The organism is Moorena bouillonii PNG (assembly GCF_001942495.1).
Lineage (GTDB): Bacteria > Cyanobacteriota > Cyanobacteriia > Cyanobacteriales > Coleofasciculaceae > Moorena > Moorena bouillonii.
On record NZ_MKZS01000001.1, the window covers coordinates 6,910,101 to 6,933,250 of the forward strand.

The following is a 23,150-nucleotide window of genomic DNA, read 5'->3' on the forward strand; positions in this document are numbered from 1 at the left end:
AAAACAAGTTGAAATCCTGGAAACATCTGATGATAAATTAATCCCATTTAGCCAAAATCTCCGTCAATTATCCGAAGACTTTAAACTCAAAAAAATTCGACAGTTTATTCAGCAATATAGGGATAAATAATTATTACAGCAAAGGGAGCAGGGAGTAGGGAGTAGGGAGTAGGGAGTAGGGAGTAGGGAGTAGGGAGTAGGGAGTAGGGAACAGGGCAGAAAAATTATCACAATTTATTGAGGATTATTATTTAATTGTTATTTAGTTGTTAATTTTTATTTAATTTTTAATTTTTATTTAATTTTTAATTAAATTTAATAGTCTTTTCTAGTCTATGTTGTATTTTCTAGATTACCTAATTTCCATACCAAGCTAGAGACAAAGTTAGTCACGATATGAGCTACAATTGGTACGAGTAAGTTGTCTGTTGCTACTGCACTATACCCGAGAAGCAAACCAACAAGGGTTGCCCAAACTACATAGGGCCATTGTTGGATACCGCTTAGATGCAAAATCCCAAATAGCATACTGGAGGCTATGATACCGATAGCATTCAACCCTACTGCTGGCAACATGACACCCCGAAACAGTAATTCTTCACTCATACCGGGCAACAGTCCTAGCCACATTAAATCTGGTATGATTAGGGGCTTGAGAATTAACTTTAGGTATACTTCTGCACTCTGGCGATAAGCTGGCCAAAGACGATAGACTAAGCCACTGGCTGCAGTAATTCCCAACCCCATGGCTAGTCCTATAACTAGGGCATTGGGGGTAAATTTGATGGGCAGGAGAGTCAGCTTGCCTAGTTGCAGCCATAGCTTGGCAAAGATTAGTAAGACTACGGCAGTTATACCCATTGCCACTAGTACTTGGATGCGGGTTAGGGGTTCAAGTTCGGGATTATCGGGAATTTGTTTTGTCACTAGGAAAAATTTAAGCGACGCAGGGATGATAGGGATGGACTCAGAGCTTTAGGACTGATCCCAGCACGATGGCTAACCAGCAAGCCTAGAGCCTCTAAATATGAGTTTACTCGTATTGCTTTAATTCCCAAAGGTTCTGGAGGTACTTCCATGGTAGTTTGGTTTTCTTCAACGGAAATGATCTGGGTTTGCAGCTGGCTAAAGCTTAACATTGCACTACCACCACAGGCGGTCGCTGGTATGACAATCGCATCTACATCATCAGGCCAGATGTCCCCTGGTTTTGAGGAAATCGTTTGAGAATCTGGATTAGCAACGGAGGAGGGGGCATTTGTTTGGTTAACGACAAATTGGGGAGCGCGACTCAATCCTACTAAAACACAGGGTAAGAAGGTATAGCCCAATTCCTCTGCTGCTGAACGAGGTGACAAATTAGGATCGATGGGTAAAGGCATCAATGCTGGTGCATGAGCACAGGGAATTTGAAAGGTACGAACAATCAAGTGACTGATAATGGCTTCAGCACCAGCGAGGGGGTCTACGCCTCGACCATGACGGTAATCTTGCAATGCTTGACTATCAATGTCATCGGGAAAACGCACGACTACTGCGATCGCATTTGCTCCGGCTTGCTCGATCAGGACTTGGGCTGCTCGCAATAAACTATCGGGATTTCCAATTGTTCCCCAACTCGCTCCAGATGCTGCTGTGCGCAGTTCTACATTTAAGGGAGCATCTGTGACTACGTAGTCGGTTAGATTCAGTCCTAGGGTAGCTCTGGTGGCATCTGCTGCTTGTAGGTGTCTCAAACGTAGTTCCGGTTCAATCCCCTGATCCAGGAGTAATCCCACTCGGTTCTGATGTACAGGGCGTAATCCCCAGCATCCAGCCGCAAATTTGTCAAGTCCATAGCCTTCTACATAGAAGGCGTTGGGTAAGTTCCAGTACAACTGGGCACCATTGAGGACATTGGGATGGGTGATTAAGCGATCGCAAACTTGTGCGATCGCTCTAGCTACTGGCAAGGCATCCCCGGCATACCCACCAATCGACGCTCCTACACCAGTAGGAATGATTAAAACAACGGTATAGGCACGCTGATTCACTTACTATTTGCGCTCTTTAGTCACAATCGCCTCTACCGTAGCTTTCTCCTGCTCAGGGTCTACATGGGTAACTGCCCAGCGCAGGGGTTCTCCCCGTTCTTGTAGTTCTGCTTCAATAGCTTGGTGCAGTTCCTTAGGGGACTCTTGGAGGTCAATTTCTGCAGTAATGAAATGGGTTGTCATAGTTTTCTCCCTAATTCTAATTAGGATAATCTGGCTATCCTAATCTATCTAACCATTACTTCTCGCTATTAGGCTAATGGTATTTGATTATATTTAAGCATTCAGCTATCAGCCGTCAGTCGTCAGCTAATCAACGGTCGGTAGTAAACAAGCTGGGGCTGCTGATACGGCTGCTTGAAAATCCCTGCTTGTTTTACTCATCAAACCCGGAGCAGTTAAAGCCTCTGATAGCTGATAGCTCATAGCTGATAGCTGACAGCTAAATACTTAAGATTATATAGCAGCACTGACCTGATCACGGCTGACCAAACTGCCGGTCGTACACTTCATCTTCTTTTTCGGTGTCAAATTTGAGGTTAGAGCGGGGATAAGCTACACACAGCAGCACATACCCTTCTGCTTGGAGTTCTGGGCCTAAACCCATGCCATCGGCTTGGTCTACACTGCCTTCTGCTACTCGTTTGGCAGCGCAAGTGGTACAGACTCCAGCGGTGCAGGAACTGGGTAAATCTATCCCCGCCCCATGGCCAGCTTCAAGAATTTTTTGATCCTCTGGCACCTCTATAGTGTATGTGTTGCCTTTGTGATTAAATTCGACGGTGTAAGTCTTGGGCATTGTATCAGTTTCGAGCTTGATACTCCCAATCCTATGAATAGGACAGGGAGGGTCACTGGCTTATTTTAGCGCTTTGTGGGATATAAATTAAGCTGGTGCCTTCGTTAGCCGAACCGCGAGAAGCCCCGCGCTCTACCCGGTAGGGTGAGCGTCTTGAAGTTACCGTAAGGATAGGGTCGCCTTTAGGGTTGGCAGGCTATGCATAAAAGAGGTGCGACCCGTGGCGAATTTAATTACGGGTCAAGGGCACCTTTGGTTGAAACTTATTGATTAAGGCGACCCTACCTTCTTTCAAGGGTAGGTTTTTAAGATAAAGGGCTGAGGATAGAAAAGGAATACTTGGAGAAAAATCGGGAAAAAATTGACCGATAGGTAACGGAAGATGATTGAGTAGAGCAGCAAGAATCAGCTAACTTGCCCCGACGAAAACAGCTCAAAACACGGGGTTTCGGTGTACCGGTGTCAGAGTTTTGACTCTCGACAGGGGTTGCCGGTAACTGTTGTGAGTCGTTGAAGGATAGATCAGGATCAGATTCCCCTCCAACACTGACGACCCAAAAGGTGGCGATGGCAATTGCCAACCAATGACGCTCAGCCCTTTGGGGGTCAGTCATTTTCGTCTGGTGCCATTGCCAACCTCCCCGCCAACGTATCCTTGAAGAGACACTCAATCGGTGAACCCATTCGATACCATCAACCCTCAGCTTGATCTGGGTCGAGATCGGTGACAATCAACCAAGGATCTGAGTACCCAGAGTCCCATCGAGCCAGCAAGGTACAACTGAGGGGATTGCTAGAAAAGCAAGTTACTCGACCTGACCAGCTTTGACCGTTCTGGGTCACCACTGTGGTTAAAGGAACAAAGCTGGGTTGACCCACCGGATGAAACTGTCGAAGTTGGTTAATTCGTAAAAACGGATGCCAACCCTGTTGTTGAATTGCAACGCACGAGCCACTTGGCATACAGTCCTCGGTCAGCCATCACCAAAACTAACCAGTCCTGGGGAATTGTGTTTGTAAGGTGGGAGAGTAAATCCAGCCAATAGGGTTGCCAACTGCCTTTAGCCTTGGCTTCGATCACTTTCCAAGCCACAGGAATACCGCAGCCGCGATAGACAACCCTCACAACTAAGAGGGTAAATCGGCAACAAAAGGAACGAAGCATCAAGAGCTAAAACCATCGATTTTTTCTGGGGAGGCCATCCATTTAACACCCATTGCAGGAGTGGGGCTTGCACAGCTGGTGACATCAAGTTCAGCTCGTTTATCCCCTTTTTTGTCTTGCTGATTTCTGTACCACTCCCGCAACTGTTGACGTACAGTGTTTTCTTTTTTGCCGAGCAAGGCCGCTAGAAAAACTGCCACTGTGGTCAGTCCACAAGAGCCGGTCATCACAATGCCAAAACTCCACATCCCTAAAACCTCTGCTTGAGGTTTGCTCAGATGGGGCATTTTTTTAGTCACTGTCCTCAACCATTTTTGGTAATCTTGATTCTTCTTCATGGCTGTGTTCCCTTAGCCGCTGTTTAAGAGCATCGCGTTTTTTTCCAGTTTCTTAAAAACCTACCCCTGAAAGGCGTGGGCAATGGGGTCCAAGAGCATTAGGAAACCGCTCGATTGTAGCCGATCCACGCCAACTAGAAATGAAGGAAATTGTCAATACCAAAATTAAATTTAGAGAACCATTTCGTCCTTTTGCACCAGTTATCTTAGCCGAACAGGTAAATCAGTATTTTTCCGGTTCTAATTTACAAAACCAATATCTGCCTCGCTATATGCAGATGGTGGCACCAATTCTTGAAGATAAGCAAGAGCAAATTCAAGCTGTCTGTCATAATGGCACAGGTCGCCTACAAGCTATTCGCCAAGAATCTAACCCGTTCTATTATCAAGTAATCGAAAAGTTTGGTGAGGCAACTGAAATTACCGTCCTCTTAAACACTTCCTACAATTTACGGGGTGAACCAATTGTGAATACACCATAAGATGCCTTGCGCACATTTGCTTACAGTGAGATTGTTCTACTGGTGATGGGGAATTTTTGAGTTTAAAAATCCAATAAACCTCAACCGGTTTTACCTAAACAAAAAGTAAGTTTATCTTAAAAATGCCAATACAAAAATAACCATTATGCTAATGTTTGTTGGATTTAAAAAACACTATACAGCGTTTTTCATAACTATTAGGTACACAGCATTTTTTCACTCTTGCCTCTTGCCTCTTGCCTCTTGCCTCTTCCGTCTTACCTCTTCCCTGCTCCCTGCTCCCTGCTCCCTAAAACCCAGGACGAAAGCACCTCAAACGTCGCTGAGAATTGCTACATACTCAACGCTGTACTATAAACCCCATTATAGTTAAGCAAAGTGCCTGAAATATCCATTATCATTCGTTGCTATAACGAAGAATAACACATCGGTCGTCTGCTCAGTGGCATCATGCAGCAGACAATCCAAGATGTAGAAATCATTGTTGTTGACTCAGGTTCTACTGATGCCACTCCATCCATTGCATCCCGCTATCCCGTCAAACTATTATCCATCAAACCGGAGGAGTTTTCCTTTGGGCGAGCACTCAACCTTGGATGTCAGGTTGCCACCGGGGAATTCATCGTTATTGCCAGTGCTCACGTTTATCCCATCTACCAAGATTGGATTGAAAAGCTGTTAGCTCCCTTTAAAGATCCTAAGATTGCTTTAACCTACGGAAAACAACGCGGTAACAAAACAACCAAGTATTCAGAACACCAGATATTTGCTACTTGGTTTCCCGATCAGTCGGTTCATGTCAGGGATCAAGACTATCCTTTCTGTAACAATGCTAATGCTGCTATCCGGCGATCATTGTGGGAAGACGTTCCCTACGACGAAACCCTCACAGGCTTAGAGGATTTGGACTGGGCAAAACGGATTATGCCCTTAGGCTACCGGATTGCTTACGTTCCCGCAGCTGAAATTATTCATGTTCATGAGGAAACCCCCAAACGCATTTACAACCGCTATCAACGAGAAGCCATTGCTCTTAAACAGATTTATCCCCAAGAAAACTTCCATTTTTGGGATTTTTTGCGCCTGTTTACCACAAATGTTGTCAGTGACTACTATCATGCATTCCATGACGGTGTTTTCAAGCCAAATTTGCTTTCAATTCCTATATTCCGCTTAATGCAATTCTGGGGTACCTACCAAGGCTTTGCCCAAAGGGGACTAGTCAGCAACCGCCTGCGACAAACCTTTTATTATCCACGCAGCCTATCACCTTACCAGAACACCTTTTCTTATGACAATCGACGACTCATTGACTATGGCTCCTCTGCAAAATCCTCCGAGCAAGTATATTGACATTTCAGTACCCGTATCCCCATACCTTCCCACCTGGCCTGGTAGCCCAGCAATTGAATTTCACCGTCACCTCGCTCGATTTAGAACATGGTGATATTGCTACCGATACAACACTGCATTTTAGTGTACATACGGGGACTCACGTTGATGCTCCAATGCATTTCATCCCAGGGAAAGTGTGGAACAGCTACCTCTGGATGTTCTAATCGGAGAGGTTTACGTTGTAGTTGTGCCCGATGATGTGGATGTCATCACCGCAGAGGTATTAAAGCAGTTAACTCTACCTGCCAACACACAGCGTTTGCTTTTGCACACGCGGAACTCTCGGCTGTGGCGATCGCAAGTGCGGGAATTTCAGCCGGACTTTGTGGCGCTCACAGCAGATGCGGCTGAATGGGTAGTTGAACGGGGAATTAGGTTAATTGGGGTGGATTATTTGTCAGTCCAAGGTTTTTATGATGGTCCGGAAACTCATCAAATTCTGCTAAAATCCGAGGTTGTTATTATTGAAGGCTTGAATTTAACGGATATTTCAACTGGAAAATATGAGTTGTTATGTTTACCAATTAAGCTCAAGGGAGTGGAAGGAGCTCCAGCTAGGGTAGTTTTACGTAACTTATCTGACTAAGTATTTACCTTTTTCTACAAAATTTTTAGATATTATTTTTTAATGAATTATTTTAATACTGAACCGAAAATTATTGCTCTCTTGCCAATGAAAGCTAACAGCGAGCGAGTCAAGGGTAAAAATTTTAAACCATTGAATGGTAACCCTTTATTCAAGTGGATTTTAGATGCACTTATTGAGCTAAACGAAGTCTCAAAAGTGATTATAAATACAGATGCTCGCTCTATTCTGGCAGAACACGGATTGGTCGATTCAGATCGAGTTCAGATTCGCGATCGCAAACCAGAATTGTGTGGTGATTTCGTCAGCATGAACCGGATTCTGGCAGATGACATAGCAAATGAACCTGCCGATATTTACTTGATGACCCACACTACAAATCCCCTCCTCAGTGGGACAACAATTCGCAAGGCACTTCAGCAGTTTCTGGAGGCTAGGGCTAGGGGAACTGCTGATTCGCTATTTACAGTTAATCGCTTCCAAACTCGCTTCTACCGTCAAGATGGTTCTGCCATTAACCACAATCCCAATAACCTAATTAGAACTCAGGACTTGGAACCCTGGTACGAAGAAAATTCTAATCTCTACATTTTTACACCTTTAAGCTTCGCTGCCACCCAAGCTAGGATTGGCAAGCAACCTATGATGTTTGAAACTCCTCCCTTGGAGTCGATTGATATTGACGATCAAGTGGACTGGCAAATGGCTGAAGCAGTTGCCCAGTATCTCTACCCTTCTTCTGTTGTACAAGCGGCATGAGCAATGAAAGTATTAATTACCTGTCCACCCATGTTAGGTTTGATGGATGAATTCAAACCACTTTTTGCAGCAAAAGCCATTGAAGTTGATTGTCCTCCAGTAGTGCAAACCCTATCCGTGGAAGAACTAAAGTCCCTCATTCCTCAGTATGACGGTTGGATTATTGGCGATGATCCTGCCACTCGCGAAGTGTTTCAGAACGGGAAATCTGGGAAGCTAAAAGCAGCAGTCAAGTGGGGTGTTGGGGTTGATAATGTGGACTTTACAGCAGCGAATGATAATGGTATCTTAGTAGCAAATACCCCTCGTATGTTTGGTGCGGAAGTAGCCGATATTGCCATGGGCTATGTAATTGCCCTAGCACGACAGACTTTCATGATTGACCGAGCCGTTAGAGCAGGAACATGGCTAAAACCAGCAGGCATTTCTCTAGGGGATAAGACGGTTGCTTTAGTTGGGTTTGGGGATATTGGGCGCAATACGGCGAAGCGGCTGTTAGCAGCTGACATGCGGGTAATTGCTTACGATCCTTATTTCCAAGCAGTGGAGGGATTAGAAGCAGTACAACCTGCTGCTTGGCCCGCACGCTTGGAAGAAGCCGACTTGATTGTGCTGACCTGTGCGTTAACTAGTGAAAATCATCATATACTGAATTCAGAAACATTTGCTAAGGCAAAGCGAGGGGTGCGGGTGATCAATGTTGCCCGAGGTCCATTGATTGATGAAGCAGCATTGGTGGAGGCATTGTCTTCACGACAGGTGCATTCGGCAGCCTTAGATGTTTTTGAAATGGAACCATTACCGGAAGCCTCTGCGCTACGGCCTTTTGAACAGTGTATTTTTGGCTCCCATAATGCTTCTAATACGGTGGATGCTGTGCGTCGTGCTAGTTATCAGGCAATGCATTTGCTATTTGATTTTCTTGGATGTGCTTAGGAATTGAATACGTGAAAACTGCTTTAATTACTGGAGCTGCGGGTGGCATTGGGCAAGCTTTGTGCCAGGTTTTTAAAGAAGCTAATCACTTTGTGATTGGTCTTGATGTAGTTTCAGCGGCTGCATCCTGCGATGTTATGATTGTCGGCAATTTGCAGAAAATGTGCAGTGATGCAGCTTATTGTTCAGAAATTGTTGAGCAAGTGCGATCGCACTTGCAAAGCAGAGGTTTGACTACCTTAATTAACAATGCAGCAGTGCAAATCCTCAAGCCCACAAACCAACTCACAGTAGAAGATTGGCATCAGACACTAGATGTTAATTTGGTAGCTCCTTTTGTGTTAACTCAGGCATTGCTGCCAGAGTTGGAACAAGCGGTCGGCTCAGTAGTAAATATTGCCAGTATTCACGCAAGCCTTACCAAGCCTGGGTTTGTGTGTTATGCAACCAGTAAGGCAGCTTTGGTGGGTTTAACCAAAAGTATGGCAGTGGATCTTAGGGAAAGAGTCCGGGTAAACGCGATTTGTCCAGCAGCAGTAGCGACACCAATGTTAATGGCTGGGTTTGAAGGGAAGAAGGAAGAGTTTGAGAACTTGTCTCAAATGCATCCTTTAGGGCGGATTGCAGAACCAGCAGAAGTAGCAAAAGTGGCATTGTTTCTATCTTTGCCTGAAGCAAGTTTCATAACTGGTGCAACTTTAAGCGTTGATGGTGGCATTGGAGGACGTTTACACGATCCTATATAGGTTAACAATAAAGATTTATCCGCATATCTAAAGCCCAAACTAGTTAACCAGCTAATTAACCCTTTTACGGCTGAATTGATTATGCTTCAAAAACAATTAGGAGTAGCAATAGATTCAATTGTTGAGTATCTTAATAATTACTCATATCCAGTGTACATTCAATGGTCTTTTAATGATTATAAGCGCCTTTTAAAATTTAAAAATCTTCATAAAAAAGAGGACTGTTTTATTATTGGCAATGGTCCTTACCTTAATAAAATTGATTTATCATTACTGAATAATTATTATACGTTTGGTTTAAACAAAATATACTTAATATTTGATAAAGTAAATTTAAATATTAGCTATCATGTTGCAGTAAACCATTTGGTTTTCGAGCAAAGCGCGAGAGAGTTTGAAAAGTTAAATTGTCCATCTTTTTTATCAGCTAGAGCCGCTGATAATGTGGTAGATAAAAGGGATCATATTTATAAAATTTTTACATCAGGTAATCCTTTCGTTTTTCAGACAGATGCATCGAAGTTAATTTGCGAAGGATACACTGTAACTTATGTAGCAATGCAGCTAGCATTCTATATGGGCTTTAAGAGAATTTTCTTGATAGGAGTCGATCATAACTTTACTGCTGTAGGTAATCCTAACGAAAAACAGTTCCTAAAAGGAGATGATCCAAACCATTTTACTCCTGGGTATTTTGGAAATAAAGAATGGCATCTGCCAGACCTAGAAGGCTCTGAATTAGCCTATCATATGGCTCGATTTAACTTTAATAGATCGGGTAGAGAGATTTATGATGCTACAGTTGATGGTAAACTACAAATTTTTCCAAAAATTACCTTTGAACAAGCTTTAGATATGTGTAAAAAAAAGTAGTGGTAAAGATGTAGTGATGTAGGCGTTGGTCTGGTCAAGGTAACAGGAGCTAAAATCACGAATTGTGTACCACTACCGTTTCGCCGAGTCGTTTTTCATCCCCCGCTAAAGTACACGGGCTTTCAAACTCCCGTCTTCTTTTAGGTAAGAATATTAAAATAAGCGGACTATATCGAATCAGCATGAACAGTAATCTTACCTTTCTTGGTCTCGGCGTTATGGGTGGATATATGGCAGCCAATCTTGCCCGTAGTGATTACTCCACCAGTAATTACCCCACTATGGCTTGGAATCGCACCCCCGATCGTCCAGGAGTCAAGATTGCTGCTGATGCTGGAGCCAAGGTAGTGTCATCGATCCGGGAAGCTGTCGAGTCAGCTGACATAATTTTTTCCTGCTTGGGGGATGTCCCAGATGTGGAAGCGGTTATGCTGGGAGCTGAGGGAGTGGCTGAGTATGCCAAACCCGGTACCCTAATTGTAGATTTCACCACCATTGGACCAAATGCAGCCCAGGAAATCAGTGGGGAACTAAAGAAGCACAACCTACGTTTTCTCGATGCACCAGTTTCCGGTGGGGATATCGGAGCCAAAAATGGTACCCTAACCATTATGCTTGGAGGCGAGCAGACGGACTTCGAGGAGTGTAAACCCCTACTGGAAATTCTTGGCAAAACCATTCGCCTGTGCGGTCCGGTAGGCAGCGGTCAAGCAGTTAAACTGTGCAACCAGGTGCTTTGTTCTGTCCATATGGTAGCCCTATGCGAGGCAATGAAGTTGGCAGAACATCAAGGCATTGACCCTAATTTAGTTATTGAGGTTTGTAGCACAGGTGCTGCTGGGTCATGGGCGTTATCCAACTTAGGGCAACAAGTCGCTGAGTCTGACTTTGCGCCTGGTTTCATGATTAAGCACATGGTCAAAGACCTCAGGCTTGTACTAGAAAGCCTCCAGTCTTCTAGTCTGGATTTAGCTGGAGTTGAATTAGCTGACCGTCTTTTCAAAGTTGTTCAACAACTTGACACTGGTACAGGAGGTGAACAGGGAACTCAAGCCATGATCCGTGCTTACGGTGAACTCATCTCAAATCCGGTTGAATACCCATAATAAACGTGTGGGATCCGGGTGCGAGAAGTGTGGGAAGTGTGGGGAGTGTGGGGCGGGGGCGCGGGAGATGGGGAGATGGGGAGATTTTTATTAAGGGTAATTATCCGGACATCATATCAAAAGGTGAAGGATGATGGCTTTAACAAATCTCGCTATCCACTTAAGCCGGGACAGTACATGAGTTTTTGGTAAATTGGTGATAGCTAGGGATTTGGCACAATTACCAATACCAATTACCCATCATAGCGTTTCCTAGTAAGCGTGAGGTACATCTAAATTTTCTTGCTTGCTCCCTGCTCCCTGCTCCCTGCTCCCTGCTCCCTACTCCCTATAACCCAGAACAAAAGTACCTCAGCCATTAGCCATTACCCTAATCTGTCCTACTTTCAGCTAGTAGCGGTGATACCAAGTATTTCTTGAGATTTTTCCAAGACTTGATCAGGGTCAAAGGGTTTAGTGAGGTACATATCTGTGCCGACTTCTTTGCCCTTTTGTTTATCAAACTCTTGTCCCTTAGCCGTTAGCATGATCACATAAACATCGTTCATACACAGAACATTTTTGATCTGATTACAGACATCAAACCCACTCATTTTCGGCATCATTAAATCCAGAAATACCAGATTAGGTTGCTCTGACTTAACTTGCTCTAGAGCATCTTCACCATCCTCAGCGGTGAGTAATTCTACCCCTTCATCTTCCAGGTCTTCCAGGGTTTGCTCGATCAGGAGTCTCATATAAGGTTCATCATCAACGATCAAGATTTTTTTAGTCATAGAGTAGTCTACTGGCTAAAGCATTACCTGTTTCTACACCAAGTAATTTACTTGATCAAGTCAGGTATTCCGGATGCTTTGCTGGTAAATAATTAGGGTATTTAATCATTTATTAATTTATCAGAGATAAGTATTCAAGCGGACAGGATGTGAAAGTCGCTGTAGCTAAAGTACGACAAAAAAGTCCCCACACCAAAAGGCAATGGGGACATACTGGAGTTGTTCTAGTTGCCGGAAGCTAATAATACCCTGTATAAAAACCTGATCAAGCCAACAGTCTTTTCACTGTTTAAAACACAACCCTTGCATCTGAGGAAAACTTTTTTATAACACTACTTTAGAAGACTACAGCGGAATTGGTTCTGGTAAAGACGTCTATATCTAACCCCCTATTTAATACTGCAACTTCCGATCCATCAACCGATAAAAAGCCCGTGAAGGCATCATAACTTACATCAGTGCTGCCTACAACTACGATCGCATCACTTCCTACCTCGAAGTCGAGGATAATATCCAAGTCTCCTTCTAAGAACTGATCTGCGAAAAACTCGTAGATATCGCTGCCGCCGCCACTGATCAGAACATCGGATCCTTCATTGCCAACAACAACATCATCTCCTAAGCCGCCTCGAACAATATCATCTCCCAGACCGCCGAAGACAAAGTCAGTTCCTCCAGCACCTTGGATGTTATCGTCTCCTGCTCCAGCCATGAGTATATCTACTTCATCGCCGCCAGCTGCTACATCATTACCGTCGCCAAAAATAAAAATGTTAGTTTGATCTTCTTGTCCTACGGCGAATACACCTCCACCCTCTTGAGGGCTATCAAAAAACATTGCACCCTCAAAATCGCTTATAAATAGCGGAGCTGTGCTACCTGGACTTAATGTTGCTGCCATTTAATTGTCTCCTGGTTTTAGCTTGAATTTTCTGTAACAGGTCATAGGTCGTCCGGTTAATCTCACATCTTGCACCATTCTCAATAAGCTTGGTTGATTTAGGGTGGGCAGTGCACCAGACAGATAATGAAGCTTGCAAAGCGCGTAGGCACTGCCCACCCTACGATTAATGACAATGGTGCAAGATACCGGTTAATCAGGTTGTATTCAGGTAAATCGTTAATTGTTAATCGTTAATTGTTAATGGTATTTAAGGGGAATTAATGGGAATTAATGGACGTTACCATCAACAATTAACTATGAGTAAACAGTTGTAACTACTACCTGCTTGGATGAGTGTTTAACCGGACTTGATATTAACTATAAGTTTTTATACTTGAATAAAAATTAGAAACAAATTAGAAAAAAGTTAGACTTGCTTGATTAAAATCAAGTGTTAGAGTAAGCCATTATAAATTATTAGTCAAAAATAAAAATTAGAAACAAATTAGACTTACTTGATTCAAATCAAGTTTTGGACAGGTAAGAGCTCGTCCCGTGAATATGAAGTGATTCACGGCAAGGGTTAATGCTTAATGGTTAATTGACTCTTGACAATTAACCATTTTCAATTTTCAATTTTCAATTTTCAATTAAGGTAATCAAACGCCTCTTACGAGTAATTGCTCCTGTTTTCTCCAGTTGCATCAAAGCTCGTGATACGGTTTCGGGAGTCAAACCTAGCTCAGCAGCAATTTCTTTGAAGGGTTGGTCTAAGCTGAGAACCGTTTGATTACGGAACTGAGCTAAGTAGTGTAGATATTGAAGTACCCGGTCGTGAGCAGTCCGAATTTCTCGCCACTCTAAACGGACTCTGAGGGAGTGAATGTGTCTAACCAAAATGGTCATGAAATTCTCTGCCAACTCAGGATAAAGGCAAAGGCTTGACAAAAGACGTTGCTTGGGATAAACAATTACTCGTGAAGCTACTTTAGCAATTGCTGTGTAAGGATAGACCGTTGAGAAAAGAGCACTTTCAGCTAAGCTCTCACCGGCTCTAACCACCTGGAGTGTAACCATTTTCCCTGATTGAGTGTAGTGAACAAGTTTGAATCGCCCTGTTTCCACTACAAAAAAAGACGATGCGGAATTTCCCTGGTAGAATAGCTTCTGTTCAGCAACCAGATTCTGGAAGATGACACCCTGACTTAGAGCAGGGGGAAGGCTCTCAGGTTTCAATAGATTCATCAATAAGGCTTCTAGTACGGCAGGACATGTGAATAGTTTAAGCAATCATTTTTGGCGATGTCTGTTGGAAAAGATCGCAAAAAATCAGAACTTGAACACAGAAAATGTCCCAGGCAGCAACTAGGAGTAGGAAGATCGGGGGTGCATCTCATAGTTGTAAAACAGAAGGGGAAGTGTGGGAAGTGTGGGAAGTGTGGGAATTTTATTAGAATTTTTGCCTAATTGCATCGCTACCAAAAATCCATATATAGTTGATTAATTCTTGCCTCTTGCCTCTTGCCTCTTGCCTCTTGCCTTTCTCTCAATGACTATGTTCACAACTCAAATAAAAAAGCTATAGCGTTTCTCATAGCTATGAGGTACACATTATTTTTTCCCTCTTCCCTCTTCCCTCTTCCCTCTTCCCTCTTCCCTGCTCCGAAGTCCCTGCTCCGAAGTCCCTGCTCCGAAGTCCCTAAAAACCAGAGATTTGTACCTCATGGGTATAAGACTTGCTATATATTAGATATCAGTTAATCAGCTCAAATACATCTACTGTTTGCCGTTTTCCCTTGATTGAAACCTGACCCAATTCCCGATAGGTATACTGGTGCTTGGTCGCTTCATAGACACTACCACTGACGAGGATCTGACCCCCGTTGGCCATAGCTTGTAATCTGGCAGCGATATTGACTTCATCACCAATGGCTGTATAGTCCATATGCTGAGGAGAACCAATGTTTCCCACCACGACTTCTCCTGAACTAATCCCAATACCGGTTAGAAAATTCTCCCGGATCCAGGGGGTAGGCATAGTTTTAAGTTGATGTTGCATCGCAATAGCAGCTGCGATCGCTTGTCCCTGATTATCCTCTAGCTTAGAGGGGGCACCAAACATAGCCACAATCATATCCCCCACAAATTTATTGACTGTTCCGTCATGGCTGAAAATGACATCCACCATGGAGGTAAAATATTCGTTCAGGTATTCAACAATTTTATGGGCTTCTAATTCTTCACACCGAGTTGTGAAATTCCGAATATCAGAGAACAATATAGTAATAGGCTTTTTGGCTGGAGTCAGAGAGATATTGCCCTTGGCATCAATAATGGCTTGGACAAGTTGGGAAGGAATATAGCGTTCCAGTCGGCTTTTAATCCGCTCCTCCTGTAGTTTATTTCTATGGAGCAAGGCATTTTCAATAGCTCCTGCTGCTTGAGCTCCAAGAATCGTTAAAAATTTCAAGTCTTGAGCTATATAATTAACCGGTTTCTCACTACAAAAGTTAATCACCCCCAGCAGACCCTTTTGGGTTTTTAGAGGAGCACAAACCAGAGAGTTGATGGACTTTACACTAGCAATAAACCTGGGATCATCTTGAACCTGATTTACAATCTCAGCCTTACCAATTCCTAACCCATTCTTGGTCTTACTATTGGTCAGCTGAAAAAATTCTGTTGGATTATACTGTTTGCCAAAGGCTGAGATTATATCTAGTTGCTCAGTTTCGGAATTAATTAACAAGACTGAACCACAATCTCCTGGAATCAGTCTTCTCGCTTCATCCAGGAAAAGCTTAGCAATAGCGGACAGCTCTAAACAGGATGGAATCCGTTCCGAAACTCTATAGAGTAAATTAATTTCTCGGTATTGATCTAAGATAGCACTGCCTAGATCTTTTTTTTCTAATTCTTGATTAACCAAATAATTCAGGAGTTCTTTAATTGCGATCGCTTTCTGATCCCCCTTGACCCAGCCAATCACCTGACCTCTTGCTTCAACGGGATATTTATTAGCTAAGTTACAATCTCCCAATACCGAAATTTTCCTAGGATTGTCCAACAGCAGCTTTCCGTAGATATCCTCAATCTGGACAACGGTGTCTATGGCGTCAATCAGTTGACTTATGACCCCTAGCGCTTTTGGCTTAGAAATAATTTTTTTGAGACTGACAGATGCCATACTTTGTGCTACTATGGTAATTTACCTTAAAAGTATCGATTCAAAGTACTCCTCACCCGTTCTTCTCGAAGCATATTCTCATAGAGGATAGCATTAGATATGGCTGATGTGGCTTGAGATGCTAAAGCACTGATCAATTTCAAATCCCTGGCTGTATAGTCTACAGGTTGTTCACTACTGAGCTCAATCACAGCAATTACCTGATCTTTGGTCTTGAGTGGGACACACATTAGGGAACTGATCGGATAATCAGATGGCACAAACCTGGGATCCGATGAGACATCGTTAACGATTTCTCCTACACCAGTCATAATCACACTGCGAACAATACCTGCTATCGATTGCTTGTGGGGTCTATCCCCCATTTTTGGATCAAAGCTAGCCAGTACTTCCAGTTGGGATTGGTCTTGGTCTAGCAAAAAGACAAATCCCCGATTTACTTGAATTAATTCCCTAGTTTGATTAATTACAATTTGAGCAATGTCTTGAGGCATTAAGTTGGCAGTTAATTTTCTGGATAGATTGTAGAGTAAGTTGATTTCTCGATAGTTTTCTAAGGTTTCTATAGCAATTGCTCGGCGTTCTAGTTCTCGATTCGCTAAATAATTGAGTAGAGCCGCAATAGGACGAGCATTCTCTCCTCCCCTGACCCACCCTAAAGTACTTCCTTTTACGTCTATCTTGTATTTTCCAGATGAATCATCAGGCTCATCTCCGAATAACAGTTGCTCATCAATGTCTTGAATACTAATATCTCCTCCCAGGGAAGTTATTAGGTTATTGAGCAGTGACGAGATGTCTTTTTTGGCAATTATTTTTTTAAGTTTAATAGCGGCCATGCATGTATTAGTTTAGTATTAATAATTTAATAAAATAAAAAATGTCGTTGCTAAGTTATGTTCAAAACGCACTTTTTTAACCAACGCTTGTTCTTTCGCAATCCCTGAGTTAACCAGAATCATATCAGGTTTTAATGAAATTGCCTTAGAAATACAATCTTGCCCATTGCTGGCAGAAATTATACCGATTCCTCTTTTCCGTAATGCCTGAGTAATCATTTCAGCTTGAGGGAGATTTTCCTTCACTATCAAAACTTGCTTAGTCGGCTTTTCTTGAGAGGTCAGTTTAACAACGTCTTTGAGCAGTTCTTCGAGATTAATCGGTTTGCTCAAACATCGCTCAACTCCTAGAGCATGTTGATCTTCAGTGATAGACAAAATGATAATCGGAATATCCATACTGTCCAAGTCATTTTTAACCACCGCTGCTGTATCAAACCCATTCATTCTCGGCATCATTACATCCAAGATAATTAGATCAGGAGGTTCTTGTTTGATCTGTTCAATTGCTTCCCAACCATCTTGCGCTTCCTGAATCCTGTAACCTTCTGCTCTAAGATGCTGCTTGAGTAGCTCTCGAATTGGAGCTTCATCATCCACAATCAGAATGGTTTTCTTCCTCGAATTTCTGATAATTGTCGAGGTGGTCATGGATGAGTGGAGTTGGGTGAGCAGGGTTTCAGCAGCTATGGTTTTTACTCCAGGTTCAGACTCAACGGGGATGGGTAATCTAAAGGAGAAGTTACTCCCTTTGCCCAGTTCGCTTTCGACCCAAATTTTTCCTCCATGATGTTCCACAATTTCCTTACAAATAGGGAGTCCTAAGCCGGTACCTTGAGGTTTTTCAGTTAGAGTATTACCCGCCTGTTTGAATTTTTCAAAGATCAGCGTCTGCTCGGCTTCAGAAATGCCTATACCGCTATCAATGATACTAACGGTAATCTCTGAACCAGTTCGCCTTACTTTACAGTATACAAACCCTTTATCCGTAAACTTAGCCGCATTAGATATTAGATTAATCACCACCTGAATTAGTCGGTCTCGGTCACCAATTATCTGAGGGAAGCCCTCGTCTATACTCTTAATTAATTCCACATCATTCTGTTCAAACAGAGCAGTCGTAGCAATGATTGCTCGTTCTAGGACATCTACAACTGAGAGGGGTTGCATTTTCCACTCTACTCGACCAGCTTCTAGCTTAGCCAGATCCAGGACATCATTGATCAAAGCTTTAAGACGCTCCCCTTCGGAGATAATAATGTTAACATTTTCTGACACTTGCTTCAGGGTGCGCTGAATCTTGTGGTCATTGGTATAAATTAAGGGAAATAGGGTTTTTTCCAGTTTTTTCTGAATCAGTTTTGCAAAACCCATGACTGAGGTTAGGGGAGTCCTCAATTCATGGGAAACTGTGGAAATAAAGTCTGTTTTCATCCGGTCTACTTCTTTTTCAAAGGTAATATCTCGGATCAGAATCACCGAACCCATAAAGCCATCCTGACTATTAGGATTATCTGTCGCCTTAGTATCTTTTAGAATAGCAGTGGCTACGGCTTTGCCAATCCGTTGATTGGTCAGTTCTACTTCAGCGGTAAAGACTTGTTGAGGGTTAGTCTTGGTAAGAGTGACTAGGTTTGCGATCGCATTCCCCAACACTCCCTGACACCCTTGACCGATTAACTCGATTTCCTCCAAATCAAACAAGCTCACCAAAGCTGGATTGATGCGAGTAATTTTGCCCTTGGTATCTGTTACCAGTAATCCATCGGCTAAGCTTCTAATCATCGCATCCACATAAGCCAGAGTATGCTGTAATTGAGTCGTGGTGGTTTTGAGGCACTGAGCTTGTTCACTGACAATTCTGTACTGTTCTTGAGTAGTGGTGTATAAATGTGCCTGGTTGATGGCGATCGCTAACTGATTGCTCACGGCTTCTAATAGCTCCAATTCCAAATCACTACAGCTCCAAGGCTTGCGGCGCATACAAATTAAATAGCCAGGAGGATGCAACCCCCGAATCATGACTGGTAACGCTAGATAGTTACCTGTCTGGCAGTAGATGAGTTGATCACCGCTATCATGGAAGTGAACCATCTGTCCTTGGCTTAAGCGATCGCATAAATCATTACAAGACTTGATACGTATTAATCCCACTTGGGACGGTAAATCAGCTTTTCGATGTTCACACAGAATTTCCAAGCATTGTTGGTCTTGGTGATACCAGCCAAAAGTCACTCGGTCGAGACGCAAGAGGGTAGCAATTTCATTGACAGTAGTTTGCACAGTTGTTTCCAAATCCAGAGATTCACGAATACGAGTAGTAAGCCGATTCAGCAGCGCCTCCTGCTGAGCTCTGGCGTTGGCCTGCTCGAAAGTTTGAATCTGTAGTAAAGCAATAACCATGGCGATGATCAGCATCACTCCCAACACCGATGCCAACAGATTGAGAGAATTGAGTTGTCGCTCCACATTAGCCCGGGGAATCACCAAAGCCACAGACCAATCCGCGTGTTGCAGAGGAGCATAGGTAACATACACCCACTGACCATCCAGTTCCAGTAGCCTTACCGAATCTTGCGGGTTGGCTATTTTCCTAGCCTCCATCATCTCTTGAGCAATTTGCTTGAGATTGGGGTCACGGGAGTCTAAAAAACTCCTAGCAAATTGAATTACCTTTGGGTCTGGATGGGCAATGGGTACTCCTTCTGAGTCCAAAGCAAAGGCATAACTCCCTTCTCCCAAGGTAGTATTGGTAATCACCTCTGACAGTCGGTCTAGGGAAACCGGTCCAGCAAATTCTCCCACAGGGAAAGACAATGGACCAGCCAACTTTCCTGGTTTTGGGTGGTAAGCATCCCCCAGTTCCACATCCTCGTTGGTTAGGTTGCGCAAAGCCAGTTTTTCTGGAGTAATTTCCATGTCATTGTTGGGGGGAACTGACCAGATAGGAGCCGCAATATTGACTTGGCGAATACCAGTAGAACGAGAGACTACCGGATTATCCACAAAGGTTTCTCCTTGCATGGCTCGTTGAAAGTGAGTGCGATCGCTAAGATTCTTCCCCTCAATAAAACCTGCACGAGTGGTGTAGTAAGAGCCATTTCCCTTAGCCATGACAAACATATGAAAATCGGGCAATCGTTCTTGCTCGAGTTGCAGATAGGGTCGGGCAACCTCCCAGTCCAAAGACCTAACTTGGAGAGTATTAGCAATCGTTTCCACCTTCGCCATCAAAGCCGCCAACCATTCATCAATTTGATGTCCCGCCATCTGGACCTTCAATTCAGCATTATCCTTCAGACTCTCAAGAATCAGACTCCGAAGCACCCAATAACTGGTGAAAGCTGCTGTTCCCACTAGCGCAATGGTGCCACTAATTAACAACCGGGGAACAGAACGCCTTGGTTGCCATACGGATTGATAACTATTGTGCTTAAGCCACCACTGGCGTCTAAACCAAGTTCCCATCTCTGTTATGGAAAATCCTTTCTGTTGTTCCTGAGAAACTCCAGCAGCTTTTGCCTGGGGTTGGGCTAGGATAGTGGGGTCGGAGCAACTGGTGTCCACCTCTGATGCTAAAGGAATACCGCTCACCTGACAGTACCCGTGTGGGTAAACCTTGAGTGGGGAATTATCCGGAGGTGAGGTTCTCTGGGAACTAGCATTAAAACGATTCAGTCTAACTGTTCCGAAGATAGTCCTTAGGCTGGGTTGCCTACTGGTGGGATAAGATGACAATTGTTTACCTCCCCTTTCTCCCCTGATGCCCTCTGTTCCCCCTCTTGCATCGGAGTACAAATTATCCCTATCTTGGACAATACCCCAATCACTTCCAGGCTGGGGATTGACCTGGGTAGAGTACCTACCCTGCCTTCTTGGATATAGTGCTTCTGGCTGATTGTCTCCCCGCCAATCCAGATAACCTTGTAGCAGTTGCCGCAACAGTTCCATACCATTGATCCAGAGGTTTTCTTCTATCTGGTAATAGGTGAGACGGTACGCTTCCTCAGAACAGAGCCAATTAAGAATTTCTTCAAAGTACTCACGAGCTTGGACAAATGGCTTGAGCTGAGTATATTCAGATGTTTCCATAAAAAAATCGGATATAGGTTTGTTCGGATCTCGCCTAATCTCTACCAGGAAAATTATAGTCAGTCCGGGTAATTTTTTTAAAAGTGGTTAGTGGTTAGTCGTTAGTCGTTAGATCAAGTCCAGTTAATCACTGACTAATAATCACTTACTAAATAGTCCCTGTTTTGGTAATGGGCAATCCCTAATGCTGAATCGTAAACTACCAAGTACTAATTACCAAGTACTAATTACCAAGTAACAATTAACCTATAAGAGATATGATAATTAGTTAAACCGATTGGGTATAATCGGTAATTTATCCTGAATTATGAATTACAAATGACGAATTGTCAGTAATATTACGGTTGACTTGTGGTTCTGTGATTTGATGAACTTCAAATAGGGTCATACTAACTAATACCAATTTCATTTATTCGAGCTACAGATGGTTAACAGGTCTAGGTTAATCGTTTAGTCGATGATCTTCGTAACCTTGGCCTTTCGGCCACGCTACGCGAACAAACTACCCTACAAGGGACGCCTAAGACAAACAAGTAAATTAATGTGTAGCAATAGTTTTTTAAATTGGGATAATCGATTGTGAGCCATGGATTATCAAAAATTTTATTATAACAATAATCATCAATAAACTAGTTATTAAATGCTTCATAATAAGAAGAATAATAGTGAGATAAACTTTAATATATTTATGTGCTTTTTGCTAGTGATTCCTCTAGTTATTATTTTAATAAAAAATCACAATAAACTACCATATGAATCAATAAACTATATGATAAAACCCTCGGGATATAGTATTTTATTTGATGAACCAATTCAGCCAATTCCACTTTAATTAGAATTAAACAAAGACAAGGTTAAACTGGGCAAGAGGCTTTTTCATGACCCCCAACTGTCACAGGATAACACTATCTCCTGTGCTAGCTGCCACAATCTAAATACCGGTGGTACAGACCAAATGGTGCGTTCAATTGGGATCAACAATAGGATTGGCTTAATCAATGCACCCACAGTCTTCAACAGTGGATTCAATTTTAAGCAACATTGGGATGGAAGCGTTGAAACCCTAGAGGAACAGATTGATAGACCAATCCATGCAGAGCAGGAAATGGGTTCTAATTGGAAAGAAATCCTCAGTAAGCTCAAGCAATCCCCTGAGTATGTCTCACTATTTAGCCAACTGTATAAAGATGGTATCAACAGCGAGAATATCAAGGATGCGATCGCTACTTTTGAAAGATCGCTGTACACTCCCAACTCACGCTTTGACCAATTTCTGCGCGGCCATAAAAATGCCCTCTCCTCCTCAGAACAAGAAGGCTATCGTCTATTTAAAGCCTATGGCTGTGTTAGCTGTCACCAAGGAGTCAATATCGGCAGTAATATGTTCCAGGCTTTTGGTCTGTTTGGAGATTACTTTAAAGATCGCGGTAAGCTTACCAAAGCTGATTTGGGACGCTTTAATGTCACTGGCAATGAACGTGATCGTTATGTATTTAAGGTTCCCAGTTTGCGCAACGTGGCTCTAACATCACCATATTTTCACGACGGTTCAGCTGAAACTCTTGAAGAAGCTGTGACGATAATGGGCAAATATGAATTGGGACGCCGACTGTCGCCAAACGATATTGGTTTGATTGTCAAGTTCCTGAAAACTCTCACAGGCGAGTATCAAGGAAAACCATTGTGAACACAACTCAATTGCTAAAGCTCATAAATACCTTGGCTGCTGTTTTTATCTTGGCTTTTTTGGTGAAGAAAAGTCTACCAATTAACGTTGAAGAACACCAACAGTATAAAAATACTTTAAATCAACAAAAGGAGATAGATGTAATATTAAATCAGGATATTCTCAAATCTCGATCCGATATCTTAACCTATTATGATCCATTTTTAAAGCATTTGTATCAACTAAAAAATACCCAAAATAAGCTTAATATTATTCCGATATTTATTAATCATGATGGGAGAAAAATACTCAATAAAATTATTCAAGTTTACTTAGAATTAATCAATAAAAAATAAAGGTTAACCTTTATTTTTTATTCTCAAAAACTCCCTTATTTACTTGCCATTTTTCACTAAAACTTTTGTCAATAATACCTGACAGGGGGACATAAAGCTTATAACGTACACAGTGCAAACTCTATAGCCCGCT

The 23,150-nt window shown here is 42.8% G+C and carries 23 protein-coding genes and 2 pseudogenes; 10 read left to right on the forward strand and 15 right to left on the reverse strand.

The window, feature by feature from the left end; genetic code table 11:
• Positions 1-108: 108 nt before the first annotated feature.
• From BJP37_RS44005 to BJP37_RS37670, 9 genes are all read right to left on the reverse strand, one after another.
• Positions 109-231 carry a hypothetical protein gene (locus BJP37_RS44005; RefSeq protein ID WP_269087078.1) on the reverse strand — a complete coding sequence of 41 codons (123 nt, stop codon included), beginning with the start codon at positions 229-231 and terminating at the stop codon, positions 109-111.
• 102 nt (positions 232-333) lie between these two features.
• Positions 334-927 carry a CPBP family intramembrane glutamic endopeptidase gene (locus tag BJP37_RS28005; RefSeq protein ID WP_075903748.1) on the reverse strand — a complete coding sequence of 198 codons (594 nt, stop codon included), beginning with the start codon at positions 925-927 and terminating at the stop codon, positions 334-336.
• Positions 927-2,033, reverse strand: a complete 1,107-nt coding sequence (locus tag BJP37_RS28010) for a DUF3326 domain-containing protein (RefSeq protein WP_075903749.1) — start codon at positions 2,031-2,033, stop codon at positions 927-929. Before BJP37_RS28010 ends, BJP37_RS28005 begins: the two co-directional genes overlap by 1 nt.
• A 3-nt stretch (positions 2,034-2,036) precedes the next feature.
• A complete protein-coding gene (locus tag BJP37_RS28015; protein ID WP_075903751.1) occupies positions 2,037-2,216 on the reverse strand; it encodes a DUF8621 family protein in 180 nt (59 codons plus the stop codon).
• Positions 2,217-2,511: 295 nt separating this feature from the next.
• Positions 2,512-2,832: a 2Fe-2S iron-sulfur cluster-binding protein gene (locus tag BJP37_RS28020; RefSeq protein WP_075903753.1), complete on the reverse strand. Its 321-nt coding sequence runs from the start codon at positions 2,830-2,832 to the stop codon at positions 2,512-2,514.
• Between the two features lie 305 nt (positions 2,833-3,137).
• The gene (locus BJP37_RS37655) at positions 3,138-3,503 is read right to left on the reverse strand and encodes a hypothetical protein (RefSeq protein ID WP_143727835.1); all 366 of its coding nucleotides are present in this window, start codon (positions 3,501-3,503) and stop codon (positions 3,138-3,140) included.
• A gap of 22 nt (positions 3,504-3,525) precedes the next feature.
• Positions 3,526-3,711, reverse strand: coding sequence for a hypothetical protein (locus tag BJP37_RS37660; protein ID WP_143727836.1), 186 nt, complete (start codon positions 3,709-3,711; stop codon positions 3,526-3,528).
• Between the two features lie 22 nt (positions 3,712-3,733).
• Positions 3,734-3,997 carry a hypothetical protein gene (locus BJP37_RS37665; RefSeq protein ID WP_143727837.1) on the reverse strand — a complete coding sequence of 88 codons (264 nt, stop codon included), beginning with the start codon at positions 3,995-3,997 and terminating at the stop codon, positions 3,734-3,736.
• Positions 3,997-4,335 carry a hypothetical protein gene (locus BJP37_RS37670; RefSeq protein ID WP_075903757.1) on the reverse strand — a complete coding sequence of 113 codons (339 nt, stop codon included), beginning with the start codon at positions 4,333-4,335 and terminating at the stop codon, positions 3,997-3,999. Before BJP37_RS37670 ends, BJP37_RS37665 begins: the two co-directional genes overlap by 1 nt.
• Before the next feature lie 86 nt (positions 4,336-4,421).
• On the opposite strand from BJP37_RS37670, the pseudogene BJP37_RS28040 reads away from it, so the two are divergent.
• From BJP37_RS28040 to BJP37_RS28075, 8 genes and pseudogenes are all read left to right on the forward strand, one after another.
• A pseudogene (locus BJP37_RS28040) lies at positions 4,422-4,817 on the forward strand (carbamoyltransferase C-terminal domain-containing protein); the annotation flags it as partial.
• Between the two features lie 435 nt (positions 4,818-5,252).
• Positions 5,253-6,170 (forward strand): glycosyltransferase family 2 protein, encoded by a 918-nt coding sequence (locus BJP37_RS28045; protein WP_269087133.1) that lies wholly within the window; start codon positions 5,253-5,255, stop codon positions 6,168-6,170.
• A gap of 53 nt (positions 6,171-6,223) precedes the next feature.
• A pseudogene (locus tag BJP37_RS28050) lies at positions 6,224-6,798 on the forward strand (cyclase family protein).
• Between the two features lie 42 nt (positions 6,799-6,840).
• Complete coding sequence (locus BJP37_RS28055; RefSeq protein WP_198954209.1) at positions 6,841-7,557, forward strand: acylneuraminate cytidylyltransferase family protein; 717 nt, start codon at positions 6,841-6,843, stop codon at positions 7,555-7,557.
• Positions 7,558-7,560: 3 nt separating this feature from the next.
• Complete coding sequence (locus BJP37_RS28060; RefSeq protein WP_075903761.1) at positions 7,561-8,493, forward strand: phosphoglycerate dehydrogenase; 933 nt, start codon at positions 7,561-7,563, stop codon at positions 8,491-8,493.
• An 11-nt stretch (positions 8,494-8,504) separates the two neighbouring features.
• Positions 8,505-9,239, forward strand: coding sequence for an SDR family NAD(P)-dependent oxidoreductase (locus tag BJP37_RS28065; protein ID WP_198954210.1), 735 nt, complete (start codon positions 8,505-8,507; stop codon positions 9,237-9,239).
• Between the two features lie 81 nt (positions 9,240-9,320).
• Positions 9,321-10,112, forward strand: coding sequence for a 6-hydroxymethylpterin diphosphokinase MptE-like protein (locus BJP37_RS28070; protein WP_198954211.1), 792 nt, complete (start codon positions 9,321-9,323; stop codon positions 10,110-10,112).
• A gap of 182 nt (positions 10,113-10,294) precedes the next feature.
• Entirely contained in the window at positions 10,295-11,218 is a 924-nt protein-coding gene (locus tag BJP37_RS28075; protein ID WP_075903765.1) for an NAD(P)-dependent oxidoreductase, read from the forward strand.
• Between the two features lie 386 nt (positions 11,219-11,604).
• Here the strand turns inward: BJP37_RS28075 and BJP37_RS28080 are convergent, their stop codons facing one another.
• The 6 genes from BJP37_RS28080 to BJP37_RS28105 form a co-directional block, all read right to left on the reverse strand.
• Positions 11,605-11,994: a response regulator transcription factor gene (locus tag BJP37_RS28080; RefSeq protein ID WP_075903767.1), complete on the reverse strand. Its 390-nt coding sequence runs from the start codon at positions 11,992-11,994 to the stop codon at positions 11,605-11,607.
• 337 nt (positions 11,995-12,331) lie between these two features.
• Complete coding sequence (locus tag BJP37_RS28085) at positions 12,332-12,895, reverse strand: calcium-binding protein (protein ID WP_075903769.1); 564 nt, start codon at positions 12,893-12,895, stop codon at positions 12,332-12,334.
• 621 nt (positions 12,896-13,516) lie between these two features.
• Positions 13,517-14,122, reverse strand: coding sequence for a Crp/Fnr family transcriptional regulator (locus BJP37_RS28090; protein ID WP_071108056.1), 606 nt, complete (start codon positions 14,120-14,122; stop codon positions 13,517-13,519).
• A 508-nt stretch (positions 14,123-14,630) separates the two neighbouring features.
• Entirely contained in the window at positions 14,631-16,064 is a 1,434-nt protein-coding gene (locus BJP37_RS28095) for an adenylate/guanylate cyclase domain-containing protein (protein ID WP_075903771.1), read from the reverse strand.
• 26 nt (positions 16,065-16,090) lie between these two features.
• Positions 16,091-16,903 carry a GAF domain-containing protein gene (locus BJP37_RS28100; protein ID WP_075903773.1) on the reverse strand — a complete coding sequence of 271 codons (813 nt, stop codon included), beginning with the start codon at positions 16,901-16,903 and terminating at the stop codon, positions 16,091-16,093.
• A gap of 18 nt (positions 16,904-16,921) precedes the next feature.
• Positions 16,922-20,995 carry an ATP-binding protein gene (locus BJP37_RS28105; RefSeq protein WP_075903775.1) on the reverse strand — a complete coding sequence of 1,358 codons (4,074 nt, stop codon included), beginning with the start codon at positions 20,993-20,995 and terminating at the stop codon, positions 16,922-16,924.
• Between the two features lie 859 nt (positions 20,996-21,854).
• Between BJP37_RS28105 and BJP37_RS28110 the strand changes: the two genes are divergently transcribed.
• Positions 21,855-22,682 carry a cytochrome-c peroxidase gene (locus BJP37_RS28110; RefSeq protein WP_269087135.1) on the forward strand — a complete coding sequence of 276 codons (828 nt, stop codon included), beginning with the start codon at positions 21,855-21,857 and terminating at the stop codon, positions 22,680-22,682.
• Entirely contained in the window at positions 22,679-23,017 is a 339-nt protein-coding gene (locus BJP37_RS28115; protein ID WP_075903777.1) for a DAHL domain-containing protein, read from the forward strand. The genes BJP37_RS28110 and BJP37_RS28115 overlap by 4 nt, the downstream gene beginning before the upstream one ends.
• The last annotated feature ends 133 nt before the right edge of the window (positions 23,018-23,150 follow it).

Bases quoted from the DNA above. Each gene is read 5' to 3' on its own strand.
- BJP37_RS28015 (WP_075903751.1), bottom strand. From the start codon at position 2,216: ATGACAACCCATTTCATTACTGCAGAAATTGACCTCCAAGAGTCCCCT.
- BJP37_RS28020 (WP_075903753.1), bottom strand. From the start codon at position 2,832: ATGCCCAAGACTTACACCGTCGAATTTAATCACAAAGGCAACACATAC.
- BJP37_RS37665 (WP_143727837.1), bottom strand. From the start codon at position 3,997: ATGCTTCGTTCCTTTTGTTGCCGATTTACCCTCTTAGTTGTGAGGGTT.
- BJP37_RS37670 (WP_075903757.1), bottom strand. From the start codon at position 4,335: ATGAAGAAGAATCAAGATTACCAAAAATGGTTGAGGACAGTGACTAAA.
- BJP37_RS28055 (WP_198954209.1), top strand. From the start codon at position 6,841: ATGAATTATTTTAATACTGAACCGAAAATTATTGCTCTCTTGCCAATG.
- BJP37_RS28060 (WP_075903761.1), top strand. From the start codon at position 7,561: ATGAAAGTATTAATTACCTGTCCACCCATGTTAGGTTTGATGGATGAA.
- BJP37_RS28070 (WP_198954211.1), top strand. From the start codon at position 9,321: ATGCTTCAAAAACAATTAGGAGTAGCAATAGATTCAATTGTTGAGTAT.
- BJP37_RS28075 (WP_075903765.1), top strand. From the start codon at position 10,295: ATGAACAGTAATCTTACCTTTCTTGGTCTCGGCGTTATGGGTGGATAT.
- BJP37_RS28080 (WP_075903767.1), bottom strand. From the start codon at position 11,994: ATGACTAAAAAAATCTTGATCGTTGATGATGAACCTTATATGAGACTC.
- BJP37_RS28085 (WP_075903769.1), bottom strand. From the start codon at position 12,895: ATGGCAGCAACATTAAGTCCAGGTAGCACAGCTCCGCTATTTATAAGC.
- BJP37_RS28090 (WP_071108056.1), bottom strand. From the start codon at position 14,122: ATGAATCTATTGAAACCTGAGAGCCTTCCCCCTGCTCTAAGTCAGGGT.
- BJP37_RS28095 (WP_075903771.1), bottom strand. From the start codon at position 16,064: ATGGCATCTGTCAGTCTCAAAAAAATTATTTCTAAGCCAAAAGCGCTA.
- BJP37_RS28100 (WP_075903773.1), bottom strand. From the start codon at position 16,903: ATGGCCGCTATTAAACTTAAAAAAATAATTGCCAAAAAAGACATCTCG.
- BJP37_RS28105 (WP_075903775.1), bottom strand. From the start codon at position 20,995: ATGGAAACATCTGAATATACTCAGCTCAAGCCATTTGTCCAAGCTCGT.